The sequence below is a fragment of the Halopseudomonas oceani genome, assembly GCF_002903165.1.
GTDB lineage: Bacteria > Pseudomonadota > Gammaproteobacteria > Pseudomonadales > Pseudomonadaceae > Halopseudomonas > Halopseudomonas oceani.
Genome location: NZ_PPSK01000003.1, coordinates 148,500 through 161,105, shown reverse-complemented (window position 1 = coordinate 161,105; position 12,606 = coordinate 148,500). Strand labels below are relative to the sequence as shown.

The following is a 12,606-nucleotide window of genomic DNA, read 5'->3' as shown; positions in this document are numbered from 1 at the left end:
ACCGTGGGACTTACAGTACTTGGCCTTTCTGGCGCCTTGAGTCACGACCCATCTGCCGCCTTGTATGTTGACGGTAAACTGATTGCTGCCGTCGAAGAAGAGCGTTTTGTGCGTGACAAGCACGCCAAGAACCGTATGCCCTACGAGTCGGCCAAGTTCTGCCTGGAGCAGGCGGGTATCACACCGGCTGATGTCGATGTTGTCTGTATTCCGTTCGCACCGATCAGCCTGTTTGGTAGCAACGCCCGTTGGCACTACGCCAAGCGTTACTGGTACGCCCCTGATCGTTCTCTGGATGCGTTGCTGACTGGCAACCGCCGCTTCAAACGCTATCGCAAGAAGATTCTCTGGTGCCTGGAGCAGCTCGGCTTTGATGCCAAGAAGGTCCGTTTGGAACCAGTGGAACATCACCTGGCGCATGCATCCAGTGCCTATCACTGCTCGGGCTTTAACGAGAAGACCGCGATTCTCGGCATCGACGGCAAGGGCGAATACGCCACAACATTCTTCGGCTGGGGCGAAAACGGCAAGATCCACAAGATCAAGGAATTCTACGATCCGGATTCGCTGGGCGGTTTGTACGGCGCAATCACCGAATACCTCGGCTTTGAGATGCTCGACGGCGAGTTCAAGGTCATGGGTATGGCTCCCTATGGTGACGCCGCCAAGTACGATTTCTCCCGGCTGGCCAAGTTTGAAAATGGCGAGCTGATCATCAACACCGACTATGCCAACGTTATCGGCTTCCGTCGCTACAAGGAAAAGGGCAAGGGCTACTACTTCTCGCCCAAGCTGATCGAATGGCTGGGGCCGAAGCGTGAAGGCGACATCGCCGATGACCCCTACATTCATTACGCAGCGGCGATGCAGGCGCTGTTTGAAAAGCTGGCGCTGGAGATGATCGATTACTATCTCGGCGATATCCTGAAAGAAACCGGTCGGCTTGCCTTTGCTGGCGGTTGTGCGCTGAACGTGAAGCTCAACCAGCGCATCATCGCGCGTCCGGACGTTAAGGAGCTGTTTGTGCAGCCGGCTTCCGGTGACGCTGGCACCGCTGTGGGGGCCGCTGCCTTTATATCGGTCAAGAACGGCGTGCCGGTCGAAAAGATGGAGCACGTTTACCTCGGCCCGTCCTACAGCAATGAAGACATCATTGCGGCCTGTGCTCGACACCCGAACAAGCCCCAATGGCAAAAGATCGACGACGTGCCGCAAGAAATCGCCAAGGTGCTGGTTGAAGGCAATCCGGTTGCCTGGTTCCAGGGGCGCATGGAGTTTGGCCCCCGTGCACTGGGTGGTCGCTCAATCATCGGTTGTCCGAGTGTTGACGGTGTAGCTGACCGCATCAATGAACAGATCAAGTTCCGCGAGCGCTGGCGCCCGTTCTGTCCGTCTATGCTCGATACCGTAGCCCCGCAGATGCTGAGCGTTGATCACCCGTCGCCCTTCATGACGTTCACCTTCGATGTTAAGGAAGGCTGGGCCGAGCGTGTGCCCGAGGTCGTGCACGAGGACGGTACCGCGCGTGCCCAGGTGCTCAAGCGCGACTACAACCCGCGTTACTACGATCTGATGAAAGAGCTGGAGGTTATGACCGGCAACGGTGTGGTGCTCAATACTTCACTGAACCGCCGTGGTGAGCCGATGGTCTGTTCGCCCACCGACGCGCTGAACATGTTTTATGGGTCTGATCTGCAGTTCTTGATCATGGAAGATATTTTGGTTGTGAAAAATAAGGCTGATGCTCGCTGATGACAAATCAGGATGTCGTCTATTTCTCCAAAATGTTCCAGGCTGTTCCTGCGTTGGCGCAGGTTGAAAGGGTGCTTCCTGGAACATTTGTAAGTAATCGCCGCTCCACTCTCCGTGCGGCAAAGCGCATTTATCCCGATTTGGAGACAGCACGATATTCGAAATATCTCGGGCGGTTTTCCCGAGGGAATCGGATGCTGCAAGACGCGGGTGTGATCGTTACCGGTTCGCCCTATAAAGGGTTTCTCGCTCCGTATGCTGCGAAGAAATGTACTGTATTTCATGGGACATATACGCTACTGAGTCGAGAGGCACTGGAGCGCAATAGCCACTTTGATTTGCTTTGCATCATAGGGCCACGTATGCGTAGCATGATTGAGCGCTATGCTGGAGATATAGACTTGAACACGGTAGAAACTGGCTTTCTACCGTTTTGTGAGTTTCCGGACCGAACGGAGTTGTTTCGCTTAGAGATGCTGGGGCGCTTGGGCCTGAATAAGCAGTATAAAACGCTACTTTACACCCCAAGTAGGAGGGGGTACGGGTCCTGGGATAGCGTTGCGGAGCAGATTTTGATGACGGCACCGCGGGAGATGAATCTGATATTGCGGCCACACCCCAGCCAAGGGCTGACGCCGCGGCGAGCAGACAAACAATCCATACAGCGATTGTCATCCATTGCGAGAAAGCGCGGAAACGCGCTTATTGATTTGTCTGATTGGCCACTGTCATCGTATCTCGCGATTGCGGATGTGCTCGTGTCTGACGCGAACTCCCCTGCAGAAGAATCAATGTTTTATGATATTCCTTTGATCTTTACAGAGACAGAAGCCTTGGGCCGTAAGGCCGTTGTTGAAAATGGCAGAAAGGCGAAGCTAGATCAAGATCACATAGATATGCGCCTGTCACTTTTTGAGTCTGGAGTTTGTGCGGATGCAGCATCAGCACTTGATTTCACCAGTCTCGTAAGCGATGCACTGACGTCGTGTGATGTGTTTGCGAAAAAAAGGGATAACTATGCCAAGTGGGTTTTTGGTCATAGGGATCGACTTGCTAATGTCCGAGTTGTCGAGGCGATAAAGTCGTCATTTTTTAATTAGGTGCTATTGATATGTTTAACAACAAAACTATTCTGGTTACTGGTGGTACCGGTTCTTTCGGAAATACTTTTGTGCCGATGACGCTCGCAAAATATAATCCTAAGAAAATTATTATATTTTCAAGGGATGAGATGAAGCAGTGGGATATGGCCAAGAAGTTTGAAGATGATCCCCGTATCCGTTTTTTTATTGGTGATGTTCGTGATAAAGAGCGCCTCTATAGAGCGCTGGATGGTGTTGACTACGTGGTTCATGCGGCAGCCACCAAAATTGTACCTACCGCAGAGTACAATCCGTTTGAATGTGTAAAGACCAATATCAATGGTGCCATGAATCTTATTGATGCATGTATCGATAAGGGCGTAAAAGGCGTCGTCGCGCTATCCACCGATAAGGCGAGTAGCCCGATTAATTTGTATGGGGCGACAAAATTAGCGTCGGATAAGCTTTTTGTTTCAGGTAATTCGTATTCGGGGGAGCATGGCACCCGGTTCTCAGTCGTTCGGTACGGCAATGTCATGGGGTCGCGAGGGTCTGTTATTCCGTTCTTTATGTCCATCAAGGACAAAGGGGTTCTTCCGATTACGGACGAGCGTATGACGCGCTTCATGATCTCTCTGGAGGAGGGGGTGGAGCTTGTCTGGCACGCATTCCAAGATATGGAAGGCGGCGAGATATACGTCAAAAAGATTCCCTCAATGAAAGTTGTAGACCTGGCGAGAGTCGTCGCACCTGACGCGAAACAAGAGGTGGTCGGTATTCGTCCTGGCGAAAAGCTACACGAGCAAATGATCAGCGCTGAGGACTCTTACTATACGTATGAGTACGACGAGCACTTCAAAATTCTTCCGAGTATCCACCAGTGGGCGGCGTGTCCCCAGCGCATAAAGGACGGCAAGCTCGTTCCAGAAGGCTTTGTGTATTCAAGCGATAATAATTCGGAATGGATGTCCGACGCAGATTTGAAAAGCTGGATCGCTTTGAATGAAAGCAAAATCGGAAAGATATGATGATCCCATATGGACGGCAGGATATTCGACCCGCTGACATTGATGCTGTTGTCGAGGTTTTGAATTCTGATTATCTAACTCAAGGGCCGGCTGTTCCGCGTTTTGAACAGGCTATGGCAGAACGTGTTGGCGTGAGCCATGCGGTGGCTGTTAATAGTGCTACCTCGGCTCTGCATATTGCCTGTCTCGCATTGGGGTTGGGCAATGGCGATCTTATGTGGACTAGCCCGATAACGTTTGTTGCTTCCGCCAACTGTGGTCTTTATTGCGGCGCTGAAATCGACTTTGTTGATATTGACCCGGTCAGTTATAACTTGGACCCCGTTGCTCTCGAAGAAAAGCTGAGGGCTGCCAAAGTGGCAGGGAGGCTCCCAAAGGTAGTTGTTGTCGTCCACCTTTGTGGTCAGTCGGCAGACATGAAATCCATCAAAGCATTATCCGACGCATACGGGTTTCATCTCATCGAAGATGCATCTCACGCGGTCGGAGGAAAGTACGATGGCGGCTATGTCGGTAACTGCAGGTACAGCGATGTAACCGTTTTTAGCTTCCACCCGGTGAAGATTATTACTACTGGTGAAGGGGGGATGGCGTTGAGTAATGACAACGCCGTCGCCGAGCGGATGAGGCTTTTTGCCAGTCATGGCGTGACACGTAACACCGAGCAAATGACCAAGGAACCTGATGGGCCTTGGTATTATCAGCAAGTTGCGCTCGGCTTCAATTACCGTATGACAGACCTACAGGCGGCGCTCGGCTGTTCACAGTTAAGTCGGCTAGACGAGTATATTGTACGCCGACAATACCTTGCCGACAGGTACGATCACCTCTTGGGCGACACTCCTGTGGTGACGCCTGTGCGGTCTGTAGATGCTTCCTCGAGTTTTCACCTGTACGTCATTCGAGTCGCCCCTTCTCATCGCCAAGCGTTGTTTGAGCATCTTCGAGGGAAAGACATCGGAGTCAATGTCCACTATATTCCAGTCCACACTCAGCCCTACTATGAGGCTTTGGGATTCAAAAGTGGCGATTTCCCGGAAGCTGAGCGTTATTACCAAGAGGCTATTTCACTGCCTTTGTACCCTGGGCTTTCGGAGTCCGATCAGGACTACGTGGTTGCGACTCTGAAGGAGTTCTTTTCGTCATGAGGTTGGCGGTAATACCCGCTAGAGGCGGTAGCAAGCGCATTCCGCGGAAGAACTGCCGTCTGTTTTTTGGTAAGCCGATGATCGCTTGGAGTATTGAGGCGGCGCTGCAGTCTGGCTTGTTCGATCATGTTGTTGTGTCGACTGATGACGAGGAGATCGCGAGCATAGCGCGAGATTTTGGTGCTGATGTTCCGTTTTTTAGGTCGCCCGACTTATCAGGTGACCTTGTTGCTACCAGACCGGTTGTCAACGACGCCATACATCGTATTGGAGCGCTGTACGGTCCCCCCTCACAGGTCTGCTGTCTTTACGCAACGGCTCCATTTGTCACGCCTGAGGACTTGGTTGCGGCACATGCAATGATGGCGCAGGGTGGGGTCGAGTTCGTTTTTTCGGTCGCCAAGTATTCGTACCACATTCAGCGTGCTTTGAGGGTCAACTCGAAAGGGTTTGTTGAGATGTGCGAGCCTGAATACGCGGCCAGCCGTTCACAAGATCTGGAGGATAGATTCCACGACGCTGGCCAGTTCTATTGGGGGCGCGCAGATGCGTTTCTTTCCAACAAGAGTGCGTTGCGAGCCGCATCTTTGCCATATGTGATGCCTCGCGAGCGGGTGCAGGATATCGACACTCCCGAAGACTGGAGGTTTGCAGAACTGTTGTTTCGACTGCTCCATGAGCAGCATGATTAGTCCGCGGGTTGTGTTTCGGTGTGATGCCAGCTCCCAAATAGGGATGGGGCACATGATGAGGTGTAGGGGCTTAGCCGAGGCTTTGGTTGATCTCGGTGTCCGTGTGCTGATGTGTGGGCCCTCATTGGAAATGAAGAGCTCGTTAGATGACGTTCTGTTTGAGGAGTGGCTGCCTCGCCGGTGGCATTCAGAGCAGGAAGAAGCACGATTCCTGTCGCAGTTGCCTGCAGTAAAATCTGGCGCTTGGGTAGTGGTGGATGACTACAGGGCTGGTGCCGATTTTCAGCGACATCTGTACGCTCGTGGCGTCAAGCAATGCCATTTTGTTCCGCCAAGTGTCGAAGGTGTTCTTGCAGAGGTGGCAATTTGTACCAACCCTGCCGTTCTCGCCCTTGATTACTCGCGTTTGCTCACTGTGCCCGGCGGGGTGTTTTTGGCAGGCGCTGACTATGCGGTTCTGAGGCAGTCGTTCCAAAAGGTGGGGCCCGCGCGTCAGCGAAGGGAGCTGAATTGCTTACTGATGACGTTTGGCGGCGGCGATGATCGAGGTGCGGTTAAGCTTGCTGCTTCTGCTTTGGATGTGCCGTTCATGTCATCGCTCAATGTGATCATTGTTTCCGGGCAAGGTAACCCGCGAAACTCAAGTAATGCTGGGTTGCTTCGACGGCTACAGTACTTGAATGCTGAGTACGTCGTTCAGCCGGAAAATTTCGTCGACTTGTTAGGTAAGGCTGACTTGGCAGTAATGGCCGCAGGCACGACCTGTTATGAGGCGGCTAGGATGGGATTGCCGATGTTATTGTGCAGCATCGCGGATAATCAGGTCAGTCAAGGTGCGGCTTTCGAACGGCTGGGATGCGCCAAGTACTTGGGAGAGTTTGAACAGCTTGCTCCACAGGCGTTACAGGAAACTGTTATGCATCTCATGTCGGATCCGAGTCAGCTCGCAAGTATGAGTCTCTCTGCCAGTCGAGTGGTAGATGGTAACGGTGCTAAGCGCATAGCTGCTGTAATTTCGCAGCAGATGAGGTCAAGTTTATGAAGCGAGTAGTGATTCTTGGTGGGAATGGCGATGGCCTGGTTGCGGCAGAGGTGATACGAGACCTTGCCTTGGCAGGAGAGGCTGTTGAACTGTACGGTTTTTTGAATGACCACCAAGACGTTGGCAGTTTCATCGAGGGGTGGCCGGTCTTAGGTAGGACTTCTGACTGGCAATCGCTGGATGATGATGTGCTTTTTCATTTTTCATTGCTCAGTGTTGGGAAAATGAAAGAACGGTCCGAACTGATATCGAGTTTTGCCATCCCGCGAGAGCGAGTGATTAGCTTGATACATCCAACCGCGAAGGTCTCCTCTAGCTGTGAGGTGTCGGCCGGCGTGTTGATTACTGCGTATGCTGTGCTTCAGCCTGGTACGAAAGTGGGGTTCGGCTGCAGTATTCGATCCGGCGCCAATCTTGGGCACGATGTCGATGTTGGTGAGTTCTGCTATGTTGGCCCAAACGCCACACTATGTGGTTACGCCAAGCTTGGGAGCGGCTCTTACATCGCACCCAACGCGGTGGTGAGAGATAGAACCGAGGTGGGGGATTTTGCCGTTTTGGCAGCAGGCTCTGTGGCCTACAAACCGCTGCCTGAAGGCTCAACATGGATCGGAAACCCTGCCAGAAGGGCTGTCTAGAATGAGTTTTATAGAGAGTTTGGTACTAAAATTCAAAGGTGAAAGAGCCTATTTACACGGCACTGATATTTATCAGGCACTGTCCTCTGTTGCTGAGAAACAGGGCTGCGGACATGTAAAGAGAGTGGTGTTCAGGCGCGCTGCGATCAGGCAATTGGATGTTGTCGATCAGGCCCCAGTTGATCCTGCAGTTGTTGTGGCTCAGGCCGATATCGGTGGCTTCGAGAGCTGTTCTGCGTCTCGTAAGCTTTGGTTGATTGAGCGCGACGATGAAGTGTCTGAGCGCTACGGGTATCCTGAAGACCAGGTAGTTGCTGGTAGCGTCGTCAGCGAGCAAAAGAAAAGTATAACGAAGCACAGAAATAAAGAGTTTCTGCTTATCGAGGAAGTGGTTGCAATGCATAAAAAGCTTTGCAATGCGCTTTTTGGTTCCGGTAACTGGTTATTCTCTCAGCTTGACGTAGCTGAGCGGCTCGACGATGGGGCAGAAGAAATCCTGCTTGTGAATAAGAGCTGTCTTTCTGGTCGCTTGGTTGTTAGTGAGGTTTTTCTTGACCAAGAAAAGGTCGCTACCATACGTTTTGTCAGGAGTTGACATGATTGGAGTCAAGGCGGTTGCGTCCTACATTCCTGAGGCCTGCATCGACAACTTCGAACAGGCTTCACGGTTCGGTGAGCCAGAAAGTTTTGTTTCAAACAAGATAGGGGCTGAAAAGCTTCCGATTAAGTCTGATACGGAAGAAACGTCTGACTTGTGTGTTGGTGCGGTGCGTGCTTTGCAGAAGAAAGTACCGGGGTTTGATCTGAGCGCTATTGATGCTCTTGTTGTTGTCACGCAGAACGGTGATGGTGAGGGGCTCCCTCACACATCTGCCATCGTGCACGCTAAGCTCGGCCTCGGCCCGAGTGTCGCCGCCTTTGATATATCTCTTGGTTGCTCTGGCTATGTGTATGGGCTTCATGTATTGAAGGCGTTCATGGAGGGTATCGGGCTCGAAAACGGCTTGCTTTTGACTGCCGATCCTTACTCGAAAATTGTCGATAAGGATGATCGTAATACCGCGATGTTGTTTGGTGATGCTGCAACAGCAACGTGGATGGCACATGAGCCAGAGTGGCTATTGGGTAAGGCTGATTTCGGTACCGATGGCGCTGGAGCAGAGTTTTTGCGAACGGAAAAGGGCCGGCTGCATATGAATGGCCGGCAAATATTTAATTTTGCTTCCATGAATGTTCCACGCCAGTTAAAGAAGGTTCTGGCGGAGTCGGGTTACACCAGCGCTGACGTTGATGCTTATCTACTCCATCAGGGTAGCGCAGCGATTATCGAGTCGATTTCGCGGCGCTTTGGTGAGGATGCATCAAAGTTTGTCTTGGATATGGGCTCCACGGGGAATACCGTGTCATCCTCTGTCCCGCTGCTTCTTGAAAAAAACTGGGATAGGCCATGGCATCGCTTGGTGCTTTGTGGCTTTGGGGTTGGGTTGTCTTGGGCTACTACTCTACTAGAGCGGGCTGACGGATAACTGCTGGTGGTCGTGAAATTTTTGGAGTTTTTATGATTGATATCTCTACTATCGACGCAGCAATGAAGGCCGCTGCGATTGAAGGGTCGGCTTTTGATTTGAATCCGGAGGTGAGCCTTGCAGAGCAAGGCCTGGATAGCCTCGACTCGTTCAATTTGTTGTTGGAACTGCAGGACCTCACTGGTGTTTCTGTTTCCGATGACGAGGTCGAAAAGCTTTCGACGCTTTCTCGTATTATTGAGTTCTTCAACGCCGCGTCAGGTTCATAATGGAAATAGGTGACTCTATGTTTTCCGCTGCGCGCCCACCCTTTATCATTGCGGAGATGTCGGGCAATCACAACCAGTCGCTTGAGCGCGCATTTGAGATTGTCGATGCTGCTGCGGAGGCTGGTGCACATGCGATCAAGCTGCAGACATTTACAGCGGAGACCATGACGCTGGACGTTAAGGAGGGTGAGTTTAATATCTCTGATCCTAACTCCTTATGGGCTGGGCAAAATTTGTATGCTCTGTATCAGAAGGCGTGTACGCCTTGGGAATGGCACAAGCCGATCATGGATCGCGCAGCTGAGCGGGGAATGGTGTGCTTCAGCTCTCCTTTTGATGAAAGCGCGGTCGATTTTCTCGAGTCGCTTGATGTGCCGTGTTACAAGATAGCGTCGTTTGAGTGCATTGACTTGCCCTTGATCAAACGCGTGGCAGCCACAGGGAAGCCGGTAATCATCTCGACAGGCATGGCCAGTCTTTCCGAGATTAATGACGCGGTTGAGGCCGCTCGCTCTGCTGGTTGCCAAGAGCTGGTTTTACTCAAGTGTACCAGTACTTATCCTGCCTCTCCCTCGAATACCAACCTCAGAACAATCGCGCATATGCGCGACTTGTTTGGCTGTAATATCGGGCTTTCAGATCACACGATGGGTGTGGGCGCAGCTATCGCAGCCGTTGCCATGGGAGCGACTGTCATAGAGAAGCACTTTACTTTGAGTCGTGCTGACGGAGGTGTTGACTCTGCCTTTTCACTTGAGCCGGCGGAGTTGAAGACGCTTGTAGAAGAAACGGCTCGCGCATGGGAAGCCTTGGGGAGCATTAAATACGGACCGACAGATGCAGAGAAAGTTGCTGTTACACGGCGGCGTTCACTGTACATCGGTGAGGATATGAAGGCTGGGGACGTGTTTACCGCAGATAACTTGCGGCGAATTCGACCGGGGCATGGTCTGCCGCCGAAGTACTACGAAACGCTGCTGGGTCGGCGAATATCGAAAGACGCCGCGAAAGGGACTCCTGTTGAGTGGTCTCTTCTGCTGTAATTTATCTGAAAGGCGCTTGGCCGGGGGAATAAACACCTAGGCCAGGTGCAGGCTTATCACTTGGGCCGAATGCTGTTCTCTTTGTGGGTGATGTAAACGCTGTTATCTGGAATATCTTTGTTTACGAAGCTCATGGCGCGAATATTGACGTTATTGCCTATTCGTAGGCCGTCTCCGATGATGCCGCTGTTAGCACCGATGGAAACGCTATCGTCGATGCTGATCCCTTTACTCCCGGGCTTTGAGCTGCTAATGGTTGTACATTGGCGTATTGAGCAGTTCTTCACCCTATTTCAGAATAGTGTCGGGCTCAACGCGCGGCTGGTATTAGGTGGTTGTATATGGATATAGAGATATCAAAGTTTGAGCTGTTTGAAATGATCAAGCGGCAGCTTTTTAATTTGTTTGTTTTTAGCGAGGATGAGGCCCCTGTGTTGGAGCAGTCTGTTGAGGCTGCCTTGGAAAAGTGCGCGACTTGCTTTGAGGGTAGTAGTAATAAGTACTACCGTAAGGACGGTGTTGTGTACTTCAACCCATTTCACTCTGGGCAGTACTCTATATTTCTCTACTACCTTTCCAGACAGGTCTTTCTGGTTTCTAAGGGCTGCAATACGCTGTCAGATCGAATCTATTACCTGAACAAGTGCTTGAACGGACTTGACCTTTACTATGAGGTCGAAATGCCCAGCGTATTCTTTCTGGATCATCCTGTGGGCAGCGTTATGGGACGAGCCGTGTATGGTGAGCGATTTTCATTTTCGCAGAACTGCACGGTAGGGAATAACAAGGGTATTTTCCCGGTATTTGGCGAAAATGTTGCTATGAAGTCCGGAGCCAAGGTATTGGGTAAGTGCGTGGTAGGAGATAACGTTATATTTTCAGCAAACTCTTACGTCAAGGACACGGATATTCCTGGGGGGACGATCGTTTTTGGTAGCTCGCCAGGCTTGGTGATCAAGCGGGCAAGCGAAGACTACTTTGTACGCAAGGGGTAAGTTTGGATAAACGGTTACTTTTTTGTCAAATCAGTGACCTAGGCTGATGTGCATTACACTTCAAGATTACTAGGGGCTATTCAGGGTGGCCTCAATGACCAAGTGCAACACCTAATGTAAGGTGTTGCCATGTCAAATCACTATACACATTTACGCATCGAGGACCGCGCCACCTTGATGCTTATGCGCCGATCCGACCATAGCCTTCGAGCAATCGTCAGCGCGCTCGGCAGGTCGCTCAGCACCCTTACCGAGAGCTTAGACATAATCGTCAGGACGACAGATCCCAGGCCATTGGGAAAGCGACTTGATCATGGGGGCTGGCAGCTGTTCAGCGGTAGCAACAATGGTTGAGCGTACTAGCCGTTTTGTGATCCTGGCGAAGCTTGATGCACCTAAAGCTGATGCCGCGCTGGAGGCGATGACCCGGGAGCTTACACGGATGGCACCAACACTGTTGAAAGCTATGATGCACGACCAAGGTAGCGAAATGGCACGCCATGCAGAGCTTTCCGCCCGCACCGGGATGAACATTTACTTCGCAGGCCCGCACAGCCGTTGGCAGCGTGGAAGCAGTGAGAATACCAACGGCCTGCTGCGGTAGTATCTTCCCGAAGGTAATGACTTGTCGCTGGTGAGCCAGGAACGTCTGGACGAGATAGCAGGGCTGCTCAATACTCGACCCAGGCAAACGCTGGCCTGGAAACTCCCTGTAGAGGTGCTGGTTGAATACCTCCAGCTGCAGGCCACTACCCAACTGGGTTCAATTCACTGATGTTGCACTTGGAACTCGAGGCGGCCCCTTTGGCTCGGGCAACATAACACTCAAGCCAGGTGCAGGCTTATCACTTGGGCCGAATGCTGTTCTCTTTGTGGGTGATGTAAACGCTGTTATCTGGAATATCTTTGTTTACGAAGCTCATGGCGCCAATATTGACGTTATTGCCTATTCGTAGGTCGTCTCCGATGATGCAGCTGTTAGCGCCGATGGAAACGCTGTCGCCAATGCTGATCCCTTTACTCCCGGGCCTTGAGCTGCCAATGGTTGTGCATTGGCGTATTGAGCAGTTCTTCCCCATTCTTAAGCCGGAGAACACGACAATAGCCGTCGGGTGTCCGAGCCAGAGTCCCTTGTCGATTTCGGCGCCGAGAGTGATTTCGACGCCGAACTTTCTCACGAGGGACTTGTTGATTCGCTTTCCCCAGGATTTCACTGTCCGGTTTTTCTTGTTGTATAGGTATTGGGAAAGGCGCAGCCAAAAGAGACAGTTGTGCGGATTGCTGCGGTTCACCCGGCGAAGGATCTTTAGCCAGGAAAACTTCTTGTCTTCGCCAAGCAATTCAGCATGCCAAAATTCTTTAAGTTCAGCGAAATTGTTAAGCATGAGCTT

The 12,606-nt window shown here is 51.6% G+C and carries 14 protein-coding genes and 1 pseudogene; 14 read left to right on the top strand and 1 reads right to left on the bottom strand.

Annotated elements, in window-relative coordinates; translation table 11 throughout:
- Nucleotides 1-3: 3 nt before the first annotated feature.
- From C1949_RS04865 to C1949_RS04800, 14 genes and pseudogenes are all read left to right on the top strand, one after another.
- Nucleotides 4-1,752 (top strand): carbamoyltransferase family protein, encoded by a 1,749-nt coding sequence (locus C1949_RS04865; protein WP_104737343.1) that lies wholly within the window; start codon nt 4-6, stop codon nt 1,750-1,752.
- Nucleotides 1,752-2,852, top strand: a complete 1,101-nt coding sequence (locus C1949_RS04860; RefSeq protein ID WP_104737342.1) for a hypothetical protein — start codon at nt 1,752-1,754, stop codon at nt 2,850-2,852. Before C1949_RS04865 ends, C1949_RS04860 begins: the two co-directional genes overlap by 1 nt.
- 11 nt (nt 2,853-2,863) lie before the next feature.
- Nucleotides 2,864-3,862 carry a UDP-N-acetylglucosamine 4,6-dehydratase (inverting) gene (gene pseB, locus C1949_RS04855; protein WP_104737341.1) on the top strand — a complete coding sequence of 333 codons (999 nt, stop codon included), beginning with the start codon at nt 2,864-2,866 and terminating at the stop codon, nt 3,860-3,862.
- The gene (pseC, locus tag C1949_RS04850; protein ID WP_104737486.1) at nt 3,862-5,010 is read left to right on the top strand and encodes a UDP-4-amino-4,6-dideoxy-N-acetyl-beta-L-altrosamine transaminase; all 1,149 of its coding nucleotides are present in this window, start codon (nt 3,862-3,864) and stop codon (nt 5,008-5,010) included. Before pseB ends, pseC begins: the two co-directional genes overlap by 1 nt.
- Complete coding sequence (pseF, locus tag C1949_RS04845) at nt 5,007-5,702, top strand: pseudaminic acid cytidylyltransferase (RefSeq protein ID WP_104737340.1); 696 nt, start codon at nt 5,007-5,009, stop codon at nt 5,700-5,702. Before pseC ends, pseF begins: the two co-directional genes overlap by 4 nt.
- A 130-nt stretch (nt 5,703-5,832) precedes the next feature.
- Nucleotides 5,833-6,744: a glycosyltransferase gene (locus C1949_RS04840; RefSeq protein WP_229744300.1), complete on the top strand. Its 912-nt coding sequence runs from the start codon at nt 5,833-5,835 to the stop codon at nt 6,742-6,744.
- Nucleotides 6,741-7,382, top strand: a complete 642-nt coding sequence (locus C1949_RS04835) for an LbetaH domain-containing protein (protein ID WP_104737338.1) — start codon at nt 6,741-6,743, stop codon at nt 7,380-7,382. Before C1949_RS04840 ends, C1949_RS04835 begins: the two co-directional genes overlap by 4 nt.
- Before the next feature lies 1 nt (nt 7,383).
- Nucleotides 7,384-7,977, top strand: coding sequence for a hypothetical protein (locus C1949_RS04830; RefSeq protein WP_104737337.1), 594 nt, complete (start codon nt 7,384-7,386; stop codon nt 7,975-7,977).
- A 1-nt stretch (nt 7,978) separates the two neighbouring features.
- The gene (locus C1949_RS04825; protein ID WP_104737336.1) at nt 7,979-8,908 is read left to right on the top strand and encodes a ketoacyl-ACP synthase III; all 930 of its coding nucleotides are present in this window, start codon (nt 7,979-7,981) and stop codon (nt 8,906-8,908) included.
- A 32-nt stretch (nt 8,909-8,940) separates the two neighbouring features.
- Nucleotides 8,941-9,177 carry an acyl carrier protein gene (locus C1949_RS04820; protein ID WP_104737335.1) on the top strand — a complete coding sequence of 79 codons (237 nt, stop codon included), beginning with the start codon at nt 8,941-8,943 and terminating at the stop codon, nt 9,175-9,177.
- A complete protein-coding gene (gene pseI, locus C1949_RS04815) occupies nt 9,177-10,220 on the top strand; it encodes a pseudaminic acid synthase (RefSeq protein WP_104737334.1) in 1,044 nt (347 codons plus the stop codon). Before C1949_RS04820 ends, pseI begins: the two co-directional genes overlap by 1 nt.
- A 341-nt stretch (nt 10,221-10,561) precedes the next feature.
- Nucleotides 10,562-11,215, top strand: coding sequence for an LbetaH domain-containing protein (locus tag C1949_RS04805; RefSeq protein WP_104737333.1), 654 nt, complete (start codon nt 10,562-10,564; stop codon nt 11,213-11,215).
- 129 nt (nt 11,216-11,344) lie between these two features.
- Nucleotides 11,345-11,569 carry a helix-turn-helix domain-containing protein gene (locus C1949_RS19820; RefSeq protein ID WP_373289758.1) on the top strand — a complete coding sequence of 75 codons (225 nt, stop codon included), beginning with the start codon at nt 11,345-11,347 and terminating at the stop codon, nt 11,567-11,569.
- Nucleotides 11,493-11,990: pseudogene (locus C1949_RS04800) on the top strand (IS30 family transposase); the annotation flags it as partial. The gene C1949_RS19820 and the pseudogene C1949_RS04800, both read left to right, overlap by 77 nt.
- Nucleotides 11,991-12,060: 70 nt before the next feature.
- Here the strand turns inward: C1949_RS04800 and C1949_RS04795 are convergent.
- Nucleotides 12,061-12,600 (bottom strand): serine acetyltransferase, encoded by a 540-nt coding sequence (locus C1949_RS04795; protein WP_104737332.1) that lies wholly within the window; start codon nt 12,598-12,600, stop codon nt 12,061-12,063.
- Nucleotides 12,601-12,606: the final 6 nt, after the last annotated feature.

Bases quoted from the DNA above. Each gene is read 5' to 3' on its own strand.
- C1949_RS04860 (WP_104737342.1), top strand. From the start codon at position 1,752: ATGACAAATCAGGATGTCGTCTATTTCTCCAAAATGTTCCAGGCTGTT.
- pseB (WP_104737341.1), top strand. From the start codon at position 2,864: ATGTTTAACAACAAAACTATTCTGGTTACTGGTGGTACCGGTTCTTTC.
- pseC (WP_104737486.1), top strand. From the start codon at position 3,862: ATGATCCCATATGGACGGCAGGATATTCGACCCGCTGACATTGATGCT.
- pseF (WP_104737340.1), top strand. From the start codon at position 5,007: ATGAGGTTGGCGGTAATACCCGCTAGAGGCGGTAGCAAGCGCATTCCG.
- C1949_RS04840 (WP_229744300.1), top strand. From the start codon at position 5,833: ATGAAGAGCTCGTTAGATGACGTTCTGTTTGAGGAGTGGCTGCCTCGC.
- C1949_RS04835 (WP_104737338.1), top strand. From the start codon at position 6,741: ATGAAGCGAGTAGTGATTCTTGGTGGGAATGGCGATGGCCTGGTTGCG.
- C1949_RS04830 (WP_104737337.1), top strand. From the start codon at position 7,384: ATGAGTTTTATAGAGAGTTTGGTACTAAAATTCAAAGGTGAAAGAGCC.
- C1949_RS04825 (WP_104737336.1), top strand. From the start codon at position 7,979: ATGATTGGAGTCAAGGCGGTTGCGTCCTACATTCCTGAGGCCTGCATC.
- C1949_RS04820 (WP_104737335.1), top strand. From the start codon at position 8,941: ATGATTGATATCTCTACTATCGACGCAGCAATGAAGGCCGCTGCGATT.
- pseI (WP_104737334.1), top strand. From the start codon at position 9,177: ATGGAAATAGGTGACTCTATGTTTTCCGCTGCGCGCCCACCCTTTATC.
- C1949_RS04805 (WP_104737333.1), top strand. From the start codon at position 10,562: ATGGATATAGAGATATCAAAGTTTGAGCTGTTTGAAATGATCAAGCGG.
- C1949_RS19820 (WP_373289758.1), top strand. From the start codon at position 11,345: ATGTCAAATCACTATACACATTTACGCATCGAGGACCGCGCCACCTTG.
- C1949_RS04795 (WP_104737332.1), bottom strand. From the start codon at position 12,600: ATGCTTAACAATTTCGCTGAACTTAAAGAATTTTGGCATGCTGAATTG.